This is a genomic window from Pseudomonas sp. LBUM1656 (genome assembly GCF_059716065.1).
Genome location: NZ_CP166800.1, coordinates 5,112,699 through 5,126,786 on the forward strand (window position 1 = coordinate 5,112,699; position 14,088 = coordinate 5,126,786).

Consider the following 14,088-nt stretch of genomic DNA (forward strand, 5'->3'; position numbering starts at 1 on the left):
GAGGGTCGGTGGTGGCTTGAGATTTGTGTTGTGGTTGACCCAAGGCATCTGTGATGAAATGCGACCCCACTCTCTATCGCGCTGCGCCGCCATCACTCGCCGTGAAACCCCGTCTGATTCGCCATCTGTTCCTGCCGCCGCTGGTCATCGCCCTGATGATCGGATTGGGTTTCCTCGGCTTCTGGGTCAGTGAACACTACGGGATTCGCAGCCTCAGCGAGAACGGTCAGCGTCAGCTCGAACTGCATGCCCGCGCCGTCGAGAGCGAGATCAGCAAGTACACCTACCTGCCCAGCCTGCTGGAACTCGAATCCAGTGTTTCAAAACTGCTGGCCGACCCGTCACCGGAACACCGGCAGACCGTCAACGACTACCTCGAAGGCCTGAACCGGCGCAGCCGCAGTCGGGCCATCTACGTGATGGACACCACCGGTCGCGTCATGGCCACCAGCAACTGGCGCGATGTCGACAGTTACCTGGGTGAAGACCTGTCCTTTCGTGCCTATTTCCAGAACGCCGTGCGCGGTCAGCCGGGACGCTTCTACGGCGTCGGCAGCACCAGCGGCGAACCCGGTTATTACCTGGCCCACGGCCTGGAAGAACACGGCAAGATCATCGGCGTCGCCGTGGTCAAAGTGCGCCTCGAAGCCATGGAAGAACGCTGGCAGCGCGCACGCCTCGAAGCCTTCGTCAGCGACGAGAACGGCATCATCATTCTCTCCAGCGATCCGGCACGACGCCTGAAGTCAGTCGTTCCGTTGAGCGACGAAACCAAAGAGAAACTGGCCCGCAGCCTGCAGTACTACTGGTTCCCGCTGAACGAACTGCAACCGCTGGCCCGGGAACAGCTGGCCGAAGGCGAGGAAAAACTGACCTTCCCCGCCAACAGCGAAGTGGAGTCCGACGAAGAGGACATCAGTTACCTCTCGCAAACCCGCCCGCTAAGCGACACCCCATGGAACTTCACCCTGCTCACGCCTTTGCAGGATTTGCGTCGCGAGGCGATCAATCAGGGGATTCTGGTGGCGGTGGCGTTTGCGCTCGTAGCCTTCCTGCTGATTGCCTGGAACGAGCGTCGCAAGGTAATCGCCACCCGCCTCGCTGCCCGAGAAGCCTTGCAGGAAGCCAACAATCAACTGGAGCGTCGGATTACCGAACGCACCACCGACCTGCGCGCCAGCAACGAACGGCTCAAGGGCCAGATCCGCGAACGGCGCCAGGCCGAGGAGACGTTGCGTCGTGCCCAGGATGAACTGGTGCAGGCCGGCAAACTCGCGGCCATCGGCCAGATGTCGACCAGCATCGCCCACGAACTGAACCAGCCGCTGGCGGCGCTGCGTACGCTGTCCGGCAACACCGTGCGCTTTCTCGAGCGCGGTCAGCTGGACGTGGCCAGCACCAACCTCAAGACCATCAACGAACTGATCGACCGCATGGGCCGGATCACCGCCAGCCTGCGTTCCTTCGCCCGTCGCGGTGACGACAAGGGCCAGGCCTGCCTCGGTAAAGCCGTGGACGCCGCGATGCAGCTGCTGGGTGGGCGAGTCGAAGGCGTCCATCTGCAAGTGCACCGCGAATTCGAAGACAGGCAGGTGCAGATCGACCAGACCCGCCTCGAGCAGATCCTGGTCAACCTGATCGGCAACGCGCTCGACGCCATGCAGGCGCAACCGTTGCCCGAGTTGTGGCTGGAAGGCGAGGAGTTCGATGGCAAATATCGCCTGCGCGTGCGCGACAACGGCCACGGTATCGATGCCGAAGCGCGCAAGCATTTGTTCGAACCGTTCTTCACCACCAAACCCGGCGAACAAGGCCTGGGCCTCGGCCTGACCCTTTCCGCCAGTCTGGCCGCCGCCACCGGCGGGCATTTGGGTGTCGAGCACCCGGCCAGCGGTGGCACCACCTTCGTCCTCAGTTTACCGTTGGTAAGCCCCACTCACGCCGAGCCAATATGAACAACGACCTTAGTGTGCTGATCGTCGAAGACGACCCCCATGTGCTGCTCGGTTGCCAGCAGGCGCTGACCCTGGAAGACATTCCCTGCGTGGGTGTGGGCAGTGCCGAAGAAGCGCTGGAACGGGTTGGCGACAACTTTGCCGGCATCGTCATCAGCGACATTCGCCTGCCGGGCATCGATGGCCTGGAACTGCTGACCCGGCTCAAGGCCCGGGATCGCAGCTTGCCGGTGGTGTTGATCACCGGTCACGGCGACATCTCCATGGCCGTCGGCGCGATGCAAAAAGGCGCCTATGACTTCATGGAGAAACCCTTCTCCCCGGAACGTCTGGTGGATGTGGCACGCCGCGCCCTGGAGCAACGCAGCCTGGCCCGGGAAGTCTCTTCGTTACGCCGGCAACTGGCGGAGCGTGATTCCCTGGAAGGTCGGATCATCGGTCGCTCGCCGGCCATGCAGAACCTGCGGGAATTGATCGCCAACGTCGCCGATACGTCGGCCAATGTGCTGATCGAAGGCGAAACCGGCACCGGCAAGGAACTGGTCGCGCGTTGCCTGCACGACTTCAGTCGCCGGCACACCAAGCAGTTCGTCGCGTTGAACTGCGGCGGCCTGCCGGAGAACCTGTTCGAAAGCGAGATCTTCGGCCACGAGGCCAACGCCTTCACCGGCGCCGGCAAACGGCGGATCGGCAAGATCGAACACGCCGATGGCGGCACGTTGTTTCTCGACGAAGTCGAAAGCATGCCCCTGCCCTTGCAGATCAAACTGCTACGGGTGTTGCAGGAGCGCACCCTCGAACGTTTGGGTTCGAACCAAAGCGTGGCCGTGGATTGCCGGGTGATTGCGGCGACCAAGTCCGACCTCGATGAGTCAAGCAAGGCCGGCGAGTTTCGCAGCGACCTGTATTACCGCCTGAACGTGGTGACCCTGGAACTGCCGCCCCTGCGCGAACGTCGCGAAGACATCCTGCAACTGTTCGAACACTTCCTGCAGCAGTCATCCCTGCGCTTCGACCGCGCTGTGCCGGAGCTGGACAACCAGACGTTGTCGAACCTGATGAGCCACGACTGGCCCGGCAACGTGCGCGAACTGCGCAACGTCGCCGAGCGGTATGCCCTCGGCCTGCCCGCGTTCAAGAAGTCCGGCGCCAGCGGCAGCAATCAGGGCCTGGCCTTCGCCGAAGCGGTTGAAGCGTTTGAACGCAATTTGCTCAGCGACGCCTTGCAACGTAGCGGTGGCAACCTGACCCAGGCCAGCCTGGAACTGGGGATGGCCAAGACCACGCTGTTCGACAAAGTCAAAAAATACGGGTTGAGCCACTGATGGATCTGTTGTTGAAAGCGGCGCTCGGTGCGGCAGTGGTCGTCATTCTTGCGGCGCTGGCGAAGACCAAAAATTATTACATCGCAGGCCTGGTGCCGCTGTTTCCGACCTTTGCGCTGATTGCGCATTACATCGTCGGCAAGGGGCGCTCGCTGGACGATTTGAAGACCACCATCGTGTTCGGGATGTGGTCGATCATTCCGTACTTCGTTTATCTGGCGACGTTGTATGTAATGGTCGACCGGATGCGATTGGAGGCTTCGCTCGCCGTGGCGGCGGTGGCGTGGTTGATGGCGGCCACCCTCCTCGTCACCGTCTGGGTCCGCCTCCACGCCTGACCATCCCCAATCCCTGTGGGAGCGGGCTTGCTCGCGAAGGCGTCGTGTCAGTCGACATCAATATTGAATGTGCCGACCTCTTCGCGAGCAAGCCCGCTCCCACAGGGAAGGTGCTGGCCCGTCCCTTGCATTTACCCCCAAAAGCCCCCTCGGCCGGCCTTCATGATCGATGAAGCCGGTGTCTGGGAGGGTCTGCCAAGGGGTGAATTGCAACCTTGAACATTTTAGATCTCGACCACAGCCTGACGGCGCAGGCGCCCATCTCGCGGCTGCTGGAAAGCGGCCGTGCCAAACGCCTCGACCTGCTCGACCTCGGCCCGAAATTGCGCCTGTGGTCCAGCGAACGGACCTGGCGCCGCTTCGCCGAACGCTTGCAGCAACGGCCCCGACACAGCGGCCCGCAACCGGAAATCTTCTTCGTCGGCTCCGGTGATTACCATCATCTGACCCCGGCCTTCCTGACCGATTTGCCGGAGCCGGTGAGCCTGATCCACTTCGACAACCACCCCGACTGGGTCCGCTTCGCCCCGCGCCGGCATTGCGGTTCGTGGGTCAATCAGGCGCTGAAGCTGCCGAACATCCAGCGCATTGTCACCCTCGGCCCGTGCAGCGATGACCTGCAAAATCCGCAGCTCAAGGGCGGCAATGTGCGGGCGCTCAAACGCGGCGTATTGCAGCTGTTTCCGTGGCAGCACGCGCCCTCGAAAGTGTGGGGCCGGGTCGGTGACGGCGCCGGCCATCAACAGCAGGAAAACCTGCTGCACTGGCGCAATCTGGCGGAGCTCGACTGGCCGGTATTTCTCGAACAGATGATCGCCAGCCTGCCGACCCGCGCGGTGTGGATCACCGTCGACAAGGACGTGTTGGCCAGTGAAGACGCGGCGACCAATTGGGACCAGGGCGGCATGCGCCTGAGCCACTTGCTGCAAGCCATTCGAGCATTGGCGGCCAGCAAGCGAATCATTGGCATCGACATCTGCGGCGAGTACGCCCGCCCGGCCTTCAGCAACGCCCTCAAACGCTGGGAAGCCAAGTCTGACCAGCCTCCGGCCGAACGCTGGAGCGAAGCGGATCTGCTGCGCAACTCGGCGACCAATCAGGCGTTGATCGATCTGTTCGAGGAGCTGTTTCCATGACCTTCACCGTGATTGTGCTGGTGGCGTTTTCCATCGTGCTGGACGTCATCGGCCAGCTCTGTTTCAAGCTCGGCCTGGACCGTTTGCCGGAACTCGAAGGCGGGTTTCGGCTGAATGCGTTCTGGGGCCAGGTGTTCAACGCGCCGTTGTTGTGGTGCGGGATCGGCGCCTACGTGATCGAATTTTTCGTCTGGCTGGAAGCCCTGTCCCGGGCGCCCCTGAGCCTGTTATTCCCGGCGGCGGCGCTGGCGTATTGCGGCGTGGTGCTGGCCGGCAAACTGATCCTCGGCGAGACCGTCAGCCGTCGGCGTTGGCTTGGAACGTTAGTGATTACGGCGGGCGTGATGCTCGTGTGTGTCGCCCATGCATGAGGCTCAATCGATAATCAGAGGCAAGACCGACTGGCTGCATGAACGCCTCGGCACGGTGGTGCTGTGGGCGTTGTTGATCTGCTTTGAAAGCGCCGGCCAGATCGCCACCAAGGTCGGTGGCGATCAGCTGGGGCAGATGGATTTCAACCTGCAATGGCTGCTGGCCGTGGCGGTGAATCCGGGGGTGTGGTTTGCGATTGCCTGCTACATCGGCGCGTTTTTCGTGTGGATGCTGATCTTGCGGCGCAGCAGTTTGTCCCTGGCGTTTCCGCTGAGCTCGCTGGTATTTGTCGGGGTTTTGCTCGGGTCGTGGCTGGGGCTGGGCGAGCAGATCAGCGTGCTGCACTGGGTAGGTGTGGCGGTGATCATGGGTGGGATTGCGTTGCTGGCCGATGGCGACAGCGCACACTGATCGTTCCCACGCTCTGCGTGGGAATGCAGCCCGTGACGCTCCGCGTCACTGGACGCGGAGCGTCCCTAGAGGCATTCCCACGCAGAGCGTGGGAACGATCGGCGGACTATTCAAATTTATAGGCCAGTGCAGCCTGCACTTCCCCTTGGTTGGTATCCCCCACCTCTTTGACAATGCTGCTGTTCGCCGCAGAGCCTGTCAGGTGAATCCAACTGGCACTGGTCAACAACGACCACTGCGGCGCCAACGGGAACTCAAAACTCTGGGTCAACGCCACATTCTGCAAACCACCACCAGCGTTGTACGGCCGAATCCCTGAGGCTTGTGACTCATTGGCACTGACACCGAAGAACGTCTGACTCTGCCGCGCATCCGCAAAATGCGCAGTCAGATTGGAGCTGCCAATCACCCCGCCACCCAGCGGATAACCCACCTCCGCACCAACACGCCCCAACACCCCGCCCTGCCCGCCGCGCCCGCCAACCGCTTGCCCGACCGATGCAAACACTCGCCAGAAATCAGCCGGCGCGTACTGCACGTAGCCGCCCACCTCGCCCATATCCGGCACGTCGCGCAACCCCTGCAGTTCGCCGTTGGACGTGCGCCCCGGCAGGTAATTCACGAACGGTCCGGCGCTGAAACCCTTGGCGTTCAATGCGTCCCAGGTCAGCCCGTCGTCCGTACCGAGGCTGACATCGCCCCAGTCGAGATCGAGGTACGGCACCGGCCGGGTTTCGTAGCGGCTGCCAGTCGGATCGTGTGGCTGATAGCTGAGGCCACCCCCCGCTTCACCGGTGATGCCATCCGCTAAAACACTGCCCGAAAGGCACGTCAGCGCGGCGAAGAGAGCAACCGTAATCCTCGACATGAGGCAATTCCTTGAACTGGATGTGCGCGCATCAATCCCCGAATCACACCTCCCACGCAAGCACTCATGTTGTTTGTAGCGACCTACAAAAATTGTAGCTTCGCCGACCCACACACACGCCTGAACCCCAGCCCCGCTGGGCCAGACCCGGTTGGCACAGTCCCTGCTCTACCCCCATGGCAAGCGCAAACAGCGCAACCTGCCCAATAGGTATTGAGATGATTGACTGGCATATCGTGTGTGATTTCGACGGGACCATCACCCGCACCGACGTGATCGACAGCATCCTCCACCGGTTCGCTGACCCAAGCTGGGAAGCAATCGAAAACGAGTGGCTGGCGGGCGACATCGGTTCGCGTGAATGCCTCAGCCGCCAGCTCGCGCTGGTCAAGGCGACGTCCACCGAACTGCTCGGGTTCTTCGACACCATCGAGATCGACCCGGACTTCCCCGACTTCGTCGACCACGTGATCGGCCTCGGCGCCTCCCTTGAAGTGGTCAGCGATGGCATCGAGCAAGGCATTGCAAGGATCCTGGCGCGCAACTACGTCAGCCTCTTGCCGATCCTCGCCAACCGTTTGCGCCAGCTCGACCACCAGAGCTGGCGCATCGACTTCCCCCATGCCAGCGACGCCTGCCGCGCCGCCTCTGGCAACTGCAAATGCAAGTCCACCCCCAGCACCAAACGGGTCTTGGTGATCGGCGACGGCCAGTCCGACATGTGCGTGGCCGCCACCGCCGATTTCGTGTTCGCCAAGGATCGCCTGGCCGAGCACTGCGAGCGTAACGGCATCGCCTACGCACGCTTTGACAGCTTCGCCGAACTGCCTGCGTTGCTCGCCCTGCTGCCAAGCGCCAGCGCCGCCAACGCCACCTCTTTCAACGTAGAAACACAGGAACGCTTCCACCATGTCTGATATTCGAATCGCTACGCCTGAAGACCAAATCCTTCTGGATAAGGAAGCCAAATACTGCTCCTACGGCGACACCGTTCACTACATCGATCCGCCGCGCATCTTCAGCCGCTGCGAAGGCTCCTATGTCTGGGACACCGAAGACCAGGCCTACCTCGACCTGCAAATGTGGTACTCGGCGGTCAACTTCGGTTACGCCAACCCGCGCCTGAACAATGCATTGAAACAACAGATCGACACCCTGCCGCAGATCGCCAGCCAGTACCTGCACAAAGGCAAGATCGAGCTCTCGGAAATGATCGCCGTGGACGCCAAGAAGAAATTCGGCCTCGACGGTCGTGTGCACTTCAACGTCGGCGGTTCGCAGTCCATCGAGGACTCGCTGAAAGTCGTGCGCAACGCCACCAACGGCAAAAGCCTGATGTTCGCTTTCGAGGGCGGTTACCACGGTCGCACCCTCGGCGCCTCGTCGATCACTTCCAGCTACCGCTATCGCCGCCGCTACGGCCACTTCGGCGAACGCGCCAACTTTATCCCGTTCCCGTACCACTTCCGTGGCCCGAAAGGCATGACCAAGGAAGAGTACGGCAGCCATTGCGTGCAGCAATTCGCCCGCCTGTTCGAGACCGAATACAACGGCGTCTGGGACCCGAAAGTCGGCCAGAGCGAATACGCCGCGTTTTACGTCGAGCCGATCCAGGGCACCGGCGGTTACGTGATTCCGCCGATGAACTTCTACAGCGAGCTCAAGCATGTGCTGGACCAGCACGGCATCCTGATGGTGGTCGATGAAATCCAGATGGGCTTCTATCGCACCGGCAAGCTGTGGTCGATCGAACACTTCGACGTCAAACCGGACGTTATCGTCTTCGGTAAAGCACTGACCAACGGCCTCAATCCGCTGGGCGGCATCTGGGCCAAGGAAGAGTTGATCAACCCGAAAATCTTCCCGCCAGGTTCGACCCACTCGACCTTCGCCTCCAACCCGTTGGGGACGGCGGTGGGCCTGGAGATGTTCAAGATGACCAGCGAAGTCGACTACGGCTCGATGGTCATGAACAAGGGCAAGTACTTCCTCGAAGGCCTGAAGGACTTGCAGAAACGCTACCCGATCATCGGCGACGTCGACGGTCTGGGCCTGGCCCTGCGCTGTGAAATCTGCGGACCGGACGGTTTCACGCCGGACAAGGCCACCCTCGATTTCATGGTCGAAGAAGGCATGAAGGGCGACATCGAAATCGACGGCAAACGCCTGGGCCTGATCCTCGACGTGGGCGGTTACTACAAGAACGTGATCACCCTCGCGCCGTCGCTGGAGATCAGTTATCCGGAGATCGACCTGGGCATCGCGTTGCTCGACCGTCTGCTGCATCGGGCGATGAAAAGATGAGCCAGCCTGAGATCGATATGGGCGAAGGCAGCGCCGGTTTCGTTCTCGGCAACGGGGAGGTCGCGGTGTTGTTGATCCACGGCCTCACCGGCACGCCGACCGAGTTGCGCCGGGTCGCCATGGGCCTGGCGAAGGCCGGGTGCACGGTCTACGTGCCGACCCTGGCCGGCCATTGCGGGGACAACGCCGACCTGCAAGCCACCGGTTGGCGCGACTGGTACGAGAGCGCGCGCAACACCTTCATCGGTGTTCGGCGCAAACACCAGCACGTGTTCGTCGGCGGTTTGTCGATGGGCGCAGTGCTGGCGATGTACCTGGCCGCCGAGCATCCGGGCCAGATCGAAGGCTTGCTGCTGTATTCGACCACCCTGCGCTACGACGGCTGGAACATGCCCAAAGTCGCGGTGCTCACGCCGTTGCTGATGGCGATTCCGTATGGCGTGCACCTGTGCCGCTTCAACGAAAAATCACCGTTCGGCATCAAGGACGAACGCTTGCGCGCCATCGTCGAGCGGCAGATGAAGGCAGGTGAAAGCAGCAATGCCGGACTGCTGACCATGTCCGGCGTAAGTGTCCGGGAATTGCATCGACTGGTGGCTGCAGTGAAAAAACGCATGCCGCAGATCACCACCCAGGCGCTGGTTTTGCACTCACGGGAAGACGACATCACCAGCCGCTGGAACGCCGACTACGTGGAACGCAAACTCGGCGGCCCGGTGGTGAAAATCCTCCTCGACGACTGCTACCACATGATCACCGTCGACTTGCAATACCGTCGGGTCGTGGAGCTGAGCGCGGACTTCATCCAGCACCGGTTCATGCAACAAGTCCGCGCCCCGCAACCCGTGCGCCAGGATTACCGGCAACTGGCCTGACAGGCGAACCTCACACGATCCCTGTAGCAGCTGGCGAAGCCTGCGTCCGGCTGCGCAGCAGTCGTAAACCCTGCTCACGCGGTTTGCCTGAAACACCGCAGTGCCTGATTTCACGACTGCTGCGCAGCCGGACGCAGGCTTCGCCAGCTGCTACAGGGATTGTGCGATGGCGCAAAGATGTACGGATCGGAAATGGCCCGCAAGCAAGAGAAATTTTAAGGAACCAATGTGATCACTGCCCTTGCCTTTTCGACGATCGAAGCCATCGACCGCGCTGCCTGGAATGACTGTTTCCCTGCTGAACTGGAGGGCTGGGATTATTACCGGGCCGTTGAACAGGCGGGTATTGCGGATTTTCAGTGGCGTTATCTGGCGCTGTACGAAGACGAGGTATTGGTCGCGGCGGCGGTGGCGTTCACCACCGCGTATTCGCTGGACACCACGGTTCAGGGTCCCGGCAAACGCGTCACCGAACAATTGCGCCGCTGGTGGCCGGGACTGTTCGAGGTGCGCCTGTACGCCCTCGGTTCGCCGGTGGCCGAGCAATGCCATGTCGGAACCGCACGCCAGATCGACCCCGTCCGCCGTCCGGCCTTGCTTGAGCAATTATTGACCCTTGCGCGAAACGACGCCGATCAGGCGGGCATCGGTCTGCTGGCGGTCAAGGACGCGTCGCACCGCGATCCGCAATGGTTGAAGGTGTGCCAGGAGGCCGGCCTGCAAAGCATGCCCGGCCTGCCCAGCGCCGAACTGCCGATCCGTTTTGGCTCGGTGGACGCGTACCTTGGCACCCTCGGCAAATCCACCCGCAAAGACCTGCGCCGTACCTTGCGCGGGCAAGGTCCGCGCATCGAATGGCGGCGTTCTGTCGAAGACCTGCTCCCGCGAATGATGGCGCTGTACGAAGCCACCCTTTCACGCAGCGACCTGACCTTCGAACGCCTGCCACCGGACTACTTTCACCAGGTCCTCGAACACCTCGATGAACGCGCCGCGTGCGTGCTCTACTGGGTCGGCGAAGAACTGGTGGCGTTCAACCTGGTGCTGCTGGACGAGCAACGCCTGGTCGATAAATTCTTCGCCCACGACCTCGCGAAAACCCGCGATCACAACCTGTACGTGCGCAGCTGGCTGGCCAATGTCGACTACTGTATTGAACACGGCATCGCGATCTACGCGTGCGGTCAGGCCGGCTATGCCAGTAAGCTGCGCCTGGGTTGCTCGTTTACCGGCAACACCGTGTTTTTCCGCCATCGCAACCGGGTGCTCGACGGTCTGTTGCGATTGGTGAAAATGTTCATTCGACCGGACCGTTCCGATTCCGCCATGGCTGCTGCTATAAGCGAAACCCAATGATAAAAGACCGCCCCGCCACCGCCCGACCTTTCGCCCTCTCCGGCTGGAGCCTGCAGCGCAAACTGGTGCTGGCGTTCTGGCTGGTCAGCGTGATCCCGACCATGATCGCGGCTGAACTGGCGGCCACCACCCTGTCGCAGATTTTCGATAGCAACGTGCGGATCTGGCTGCAGGAATCGACCCAGATCGTCGAGGACGAGATCACCGAAATCCTGCGGGACAACGCCCGGGCGGCGCAGTTGTTCCTGCGCTACACCCGCCCGCCCACGGATCGCCTGTCGAGCAAGCACGACAAACTGACCAGCGACATCGCCGACTCAATGGGCATCGACGTCGTGGCGCTGGTGCGCAACAGCGATCATAAAGTGGTGTTCAGCACCGCCGCCGATGACGTCGTCCGGCAGATCAGCACCGAGCCCAAAGCCGTGTTGCAGACCCTGCAAGTCGGCGGCGTCCCTACCGGCACCGTTGTCTCGACCTTCGAGACCGATCAGGACGGCGTCGATTACAAACTGGTGATCGCCACGTACCTGGACAGCAGTTTCCTCACCAGCGTCGCCGATGTGCATTCCCTCGACCTGCGCCTGTACCTGGCCAAGGCCGATGATTTTTCAGAGATCTTCTCCACCCAGCGCTTCGAAGATCACCCGGCCGCCGTGCCGGAGAAAATCGAACAGATCCTGCGCAACACCAAGCAGCCGATCGAGCAATTCACCAATCGCTACAGCGGTATTTACCGGCCGATACTCAACGAAAACGGTGAGCTGCAAGGCGTGATCTTCAGCGGACTGCTGCGCCACACCAGCCTGGTCGGGCTGGTGAACCAGAGCAACCTGTTCATCCTGATTTTCCTGCTCAGCTCGGCGGCGTCCCTGGCGGTCGGCTGGATTGTCTCGCAACGCCTGACCAAGCCCCTGCGCGGGTTGTCCAAAGGCGTGCAAGCGGTGATTGCCGGGGATTATCGCCAGCGCCTGGTGGTCACTGGCGGCGATGAACTGGCGGAACTGAGCAGCACGTTCAACCACATGAGCGAACGCCTCGCCGAATTGCAGCACCTGGAATCGCAACTGCGCCGCCGCGACCGACTGCATGCGCTGGGCGAAGTCGCCATGGGCCTGGCCCATGAAATCCGCAACCCGCTGGGCATCATCAAGACCGCCACGCAATTGCTGCACCGGCGCGCCGATTTGCCCGAGACCGACAAACGTCACCTGGAATACGTGGTCAGCGAAGTCAGCCGCATCAATGACCTGATCACCGACTTCCTCGACTTCGCCAAGCCCAGCGCACCGCTGCGTTCGACCCAGGCAGCGCGACCGCTGGTGGATGAACTGATCGGCTTCTGCGCCCCGGAACTGGCCAGCCACAACATCGATGTGCGGATCGACGATCAGGCACCCGGCGCGACCCTTCACGCCGACGCCCGACAACTCAAGCAGGCCGGCCTGAACCTGATCGTCAACGCCATCGACGCCATGCCCGACGGCGGGCGGCTGACGGTCGGGATCAGCAGCGACGAGCACTACACCGTGATCAGCGTCTGCGACACCGGCCAGGGCATCGAACCGGACATGCTCGAACGGATCTTCACACCGTTCGTCACCACCAAGGCCTCGGGCACTGGGCTGGGGCTGGCGAAGGTGTTCTCGATCATGGAAAGTCATGACGGGCGCATCGAATGCGTCAGTGAAAAAGATGCCGGCACCACCTTCACGCTGTACATTCCGGCCAACGGTGAAGATTTCGACGAGGGCAGCGATGACGCATAACGTACTGGTGGTCGACGACGAGCCCAAGCTCTGCGACTTGCTGGCATCGGCCCTGAGTCAGAACGGCATTCAGGTGTTCACCGCCGGCAATGGCCTGCACGCGCTCAAGGTGCTGGAGTGCGAGGACATCGACCTGGTGATCAGCGACTGGCGCATGCCCGGCATGGACGGCCCGCAACTGCTGGCGGAAATCAAAAACCGTTTTCCGCAGCTGCCGGTGATTGTCATGACCGCCTACAGCACGGTGAAAAACGCGGTGCAGTCGATGCGCAACGGCGCCTTCGACTACATCGCCAAGCCGTTCGACATTGACGAACTGGATATTACCGTCAGCAAGGCCCTGCAATTTCGCGACATCCTCAAAGACAACCAGCGCATGCGCGCTGAGCTCGATGAGCATCAGCAGATCGACAGCCTGATCGGCGACAGCCCGAGCTTCCGTCGGGTGCTGCACGCCATCGATTCGGTGCGCGAAAGTAACGCGACTATTCTGCTGACCGGCGAAAGCGGCACCGGCAAGGAAATGGTCGCCCGGGCGATCCATAAACATGGCAACCGCGCCGACAAACCGTTTGTGGCGGTGAACTGTGCGGCGATCCCCGAAGGGCTGCTGGAAAGTGAAATGTTCGGCCACCGCAAAGGCGCGTTCACTGGCGCCGTGGCGGATCGCGTCGGACGGTTCATGCAGGCCGACAAGGGCACGCTGTTTCTCGATGAGATCGGCGAAATGCCGCTGGCCTTGCAGGCGAAAATCCTCCGGGCCTTGCAGGAACGGGTGATCGAGCCGGTGGGCGATCCGCGCGAGCGCAAGGTCGATGTGCGGGTGATTGCCGCGACCAACAAGAACCTGCTGGACGCGGTGGCCAACAAGGAGTTTCGCGAGGACCTTTACTACCGCCTCAACGTGTTCCCGATTCCGCTGCCGGCCCTGCGTGAACGGGTGGAAGACATCGCGCCGCTGGCCCGGCATTTTGCCCACACTCTGGGCGGCGCAGCGGGCAAGCGTTTTACCGGGTTCAGCCCGGAAGCCTTGCAGGCGATGGCCAATTATTCTTGGCCGGGGAATATTCGTGAACTGCAGAATTGCGTGGAGCGGGCGACGATTGTGGCGTCGGGGGCGGTAATTGAAGAGGAGGATTTGCCGGCTTATTTGTTTGCTTCAAGTTCCGACGCCAGTGGTGCTGTGATCACTGAAGGCAATGTGCCGGCGGATCTGGAAGCGGCGTTGGCTGAGGTCGAAAAGGCTTACATTCTGGCGGCACTGGCGCAGAGCAATGGCGTGCAGGCCGCGGCGGCGCAGTTGATCGGGATCTCCGAGCGCAGCTTCTGGTATCGCTTGAAGAAACTGGGCATCCACGTCGACAAAATCGTCCGCTAAT

Annotated in this window: 13 protein-coding genes; 12 read left to right on the top strand and 1 reads right to left on the bottom strand. The window is 61.7% G+C overall.

Translation table 11 applies throughout. The annotated features are described in order from the left end of the window. Window positions 1-53: 53 nt before the first annotated feature. The 6 genes from aauS (at window position 54) to ACA072_RS23145 (ending at window position 5,537) form a co-directional block, all read left to right on the top strand. The gene (gene aauS, locus ACA072_RS23120; RefSeq protein WP_497620819.1) at window positions 54-1,955 is read left to right on the top strand and encodes a two-component sensor histidine kinase AauS; all 1,902 of its coding nucleotides are present in this window, start codon (window positions 54-56) and stop codon (window positions 1,953-1,955) included. Beyond that, window positions 1,952-3,280, top strand: a complete 1,329-nt coding sequence (gene aauR, locus ACA072_RS23125) for a two-component response regulator AauR (RefSeq protein ID WP_497620820.1) — start codon at window positions 1,952-1,954, stop codon at window positions 3,278-3,280. Before aauS ends, aauR begins: the two co-directional genes overlap by 4 nt. 8 nt (window positions 3,281-3,288) lie before the next feature. Next, the gene (locus tag ACA072_RS23130; protein ID WP_462029995.1) at window positions 3,289-3,618 is read left to right on the top strand and encodes a GlpM family protein; all 330 of its coding nucleotides are present in this window, start codon (window positions 3,289-3,291) and stop codon (window positions 3,616-3,618) included. 215 nt (window positions 3,619-3,833) lie between these two features. After that, a complete protein-coding gene (locus ACA072_RS23135) occupies window positions 3,834-4,754 on the top strand; it encodes an arginase family protein (RefSeq protein ID WP_497620822.1) in 921 nt (306 codons plus the stop codon). Then, window positions 4,751-5,125, top strand: a complete 375-nt coding sequence (locus ACA072_RS23140; protein ID WP_497346599.1) for a DMT family transporter — start codon at window positions 4,751-4,753, stop codon at window positions 5,123-5,125. Before ACA072_RS23135 ends, ACA072_RS23140 begins: the two co-directional genes overlap by 4 nt. Continuing rightward, window positions 5,118-5,537, top strand: coding sequence for a DMT family transporter (locus ACA072_RS23145; protein WP_497620824.1), 420 nt, complete (start codon window positions 5,118-5,120; stop codon window positions 5,535-5,537). Before ACA072_RS23140 ends, ACA072_RS23145 begins: the two co-directional genes overlap by 8 nt. A gap of 106 nt (window positions 5,538-5,643) precedes the next feature. Here the strand turns inward: ACA072_RS23145 and ACA072_RS23150 are convergent, their stop codons facing one another. Then, window positions 5,644-6,405, bottom strand: a complete 762-nt coding sequence (locus ACA072_RS23150; protein WP_497620825.1) for a MipA/OmpV family protein — start codon at window positions 6,403-6,405, stop codon at window positions 5,644-5,646. 218 nt (window positions 6,406-6,623) lie between these two features. Between ACA072_RS23150 and ACA072_RS23155 the strand changes: the two genes are divergently transcribed. The 6 genes from ACA072_RS23155 to ACA072_RS23180 all read left to right on the top strand — a co-directional run bounded on the left by ACA072_RS23155 (window position 6,624) and on the right by ACA072_RS23180 (window position 14,087). Further along, window positions 6,624-7,322: an HAD-IB family phosphatase gene (locus ACA072_RS23155; RefSeq protein ID WP_497620826.1), complete on the top strand. Its 699-nt coding sequence runs from the start codon at window positions 6,624-6,626 to the stop codon at window positions 7,320-7,322. Continuing rightward, window positions 7,315-8,709 (top strand): aspartate aminotransferase family protein, encoded by a 1,395-nt coding sequence (locus ACA072_RS23160; RefSeq protein ID WP_497620827.1) that lies wholly within the window; start codon window positions 7,315-7,317, stop codon window positions 8,707-8,709. The genes ACA072_RS23155 and ACA072_RS23160 overlap by 8 nt, the downstream gene beginning before the upstream one ends. Beyond that, a complete protein-coding gene (locus tag ACA072_RS23165; RefSeq protein WP_497620828.1) occupies window positions 8,706-9,584 on the top strand; it encodes an alpha/beta hydrolase in 879 nt (292 codons plus the stop codon). Before ACA072_RS23160 ends, ACA072_RS23165 begins: the two co-directional genes overlap by 4 nt. A 228-nt stretch (window positions 9,585-9,812) precedes the next feature. After that, window positions 9,813-10,940, top strand: coding sequence for a GNAT family N-acetyltransferase (locus ACA072_RS23170; protein WP_497620829.1), 1,128 nt, complete (start codon window positions 9,813-9,815; stop codon window positions 10,938-10,940). Beyond that, window positions 10,937-12,709 (top strand): sensor histidine kinase, encoded by a 1,773-nt coding sequence (locus ACA072_RS23175; RefSeq protein WP_497620830.1) that lies wholly within the window; start codon window positions 10,937-10,939, stop codon window positions 12,707-12,709. Before ACA072_RS23170 ends, ACA072_RS23175 begins: the two co-directional genes overlap by 4 nt. Continuing rightward, complete coding sequence (locus ACA072_RS23180) at window positions 12,699-14,087, top strand: sigma-54-dependent transcriptional regulator (protein WP_497620831.1); 1,389 nt, start codon at window positions 12,699-12,701, stop codon at window positions 14,085-14,087. Before ACA072_RS23175 ends, ACA072_RS23180 begins: the two co-directional genes overlap by 11 nt. Window position 14,088 lies beyond the last annotated feature (1 nt).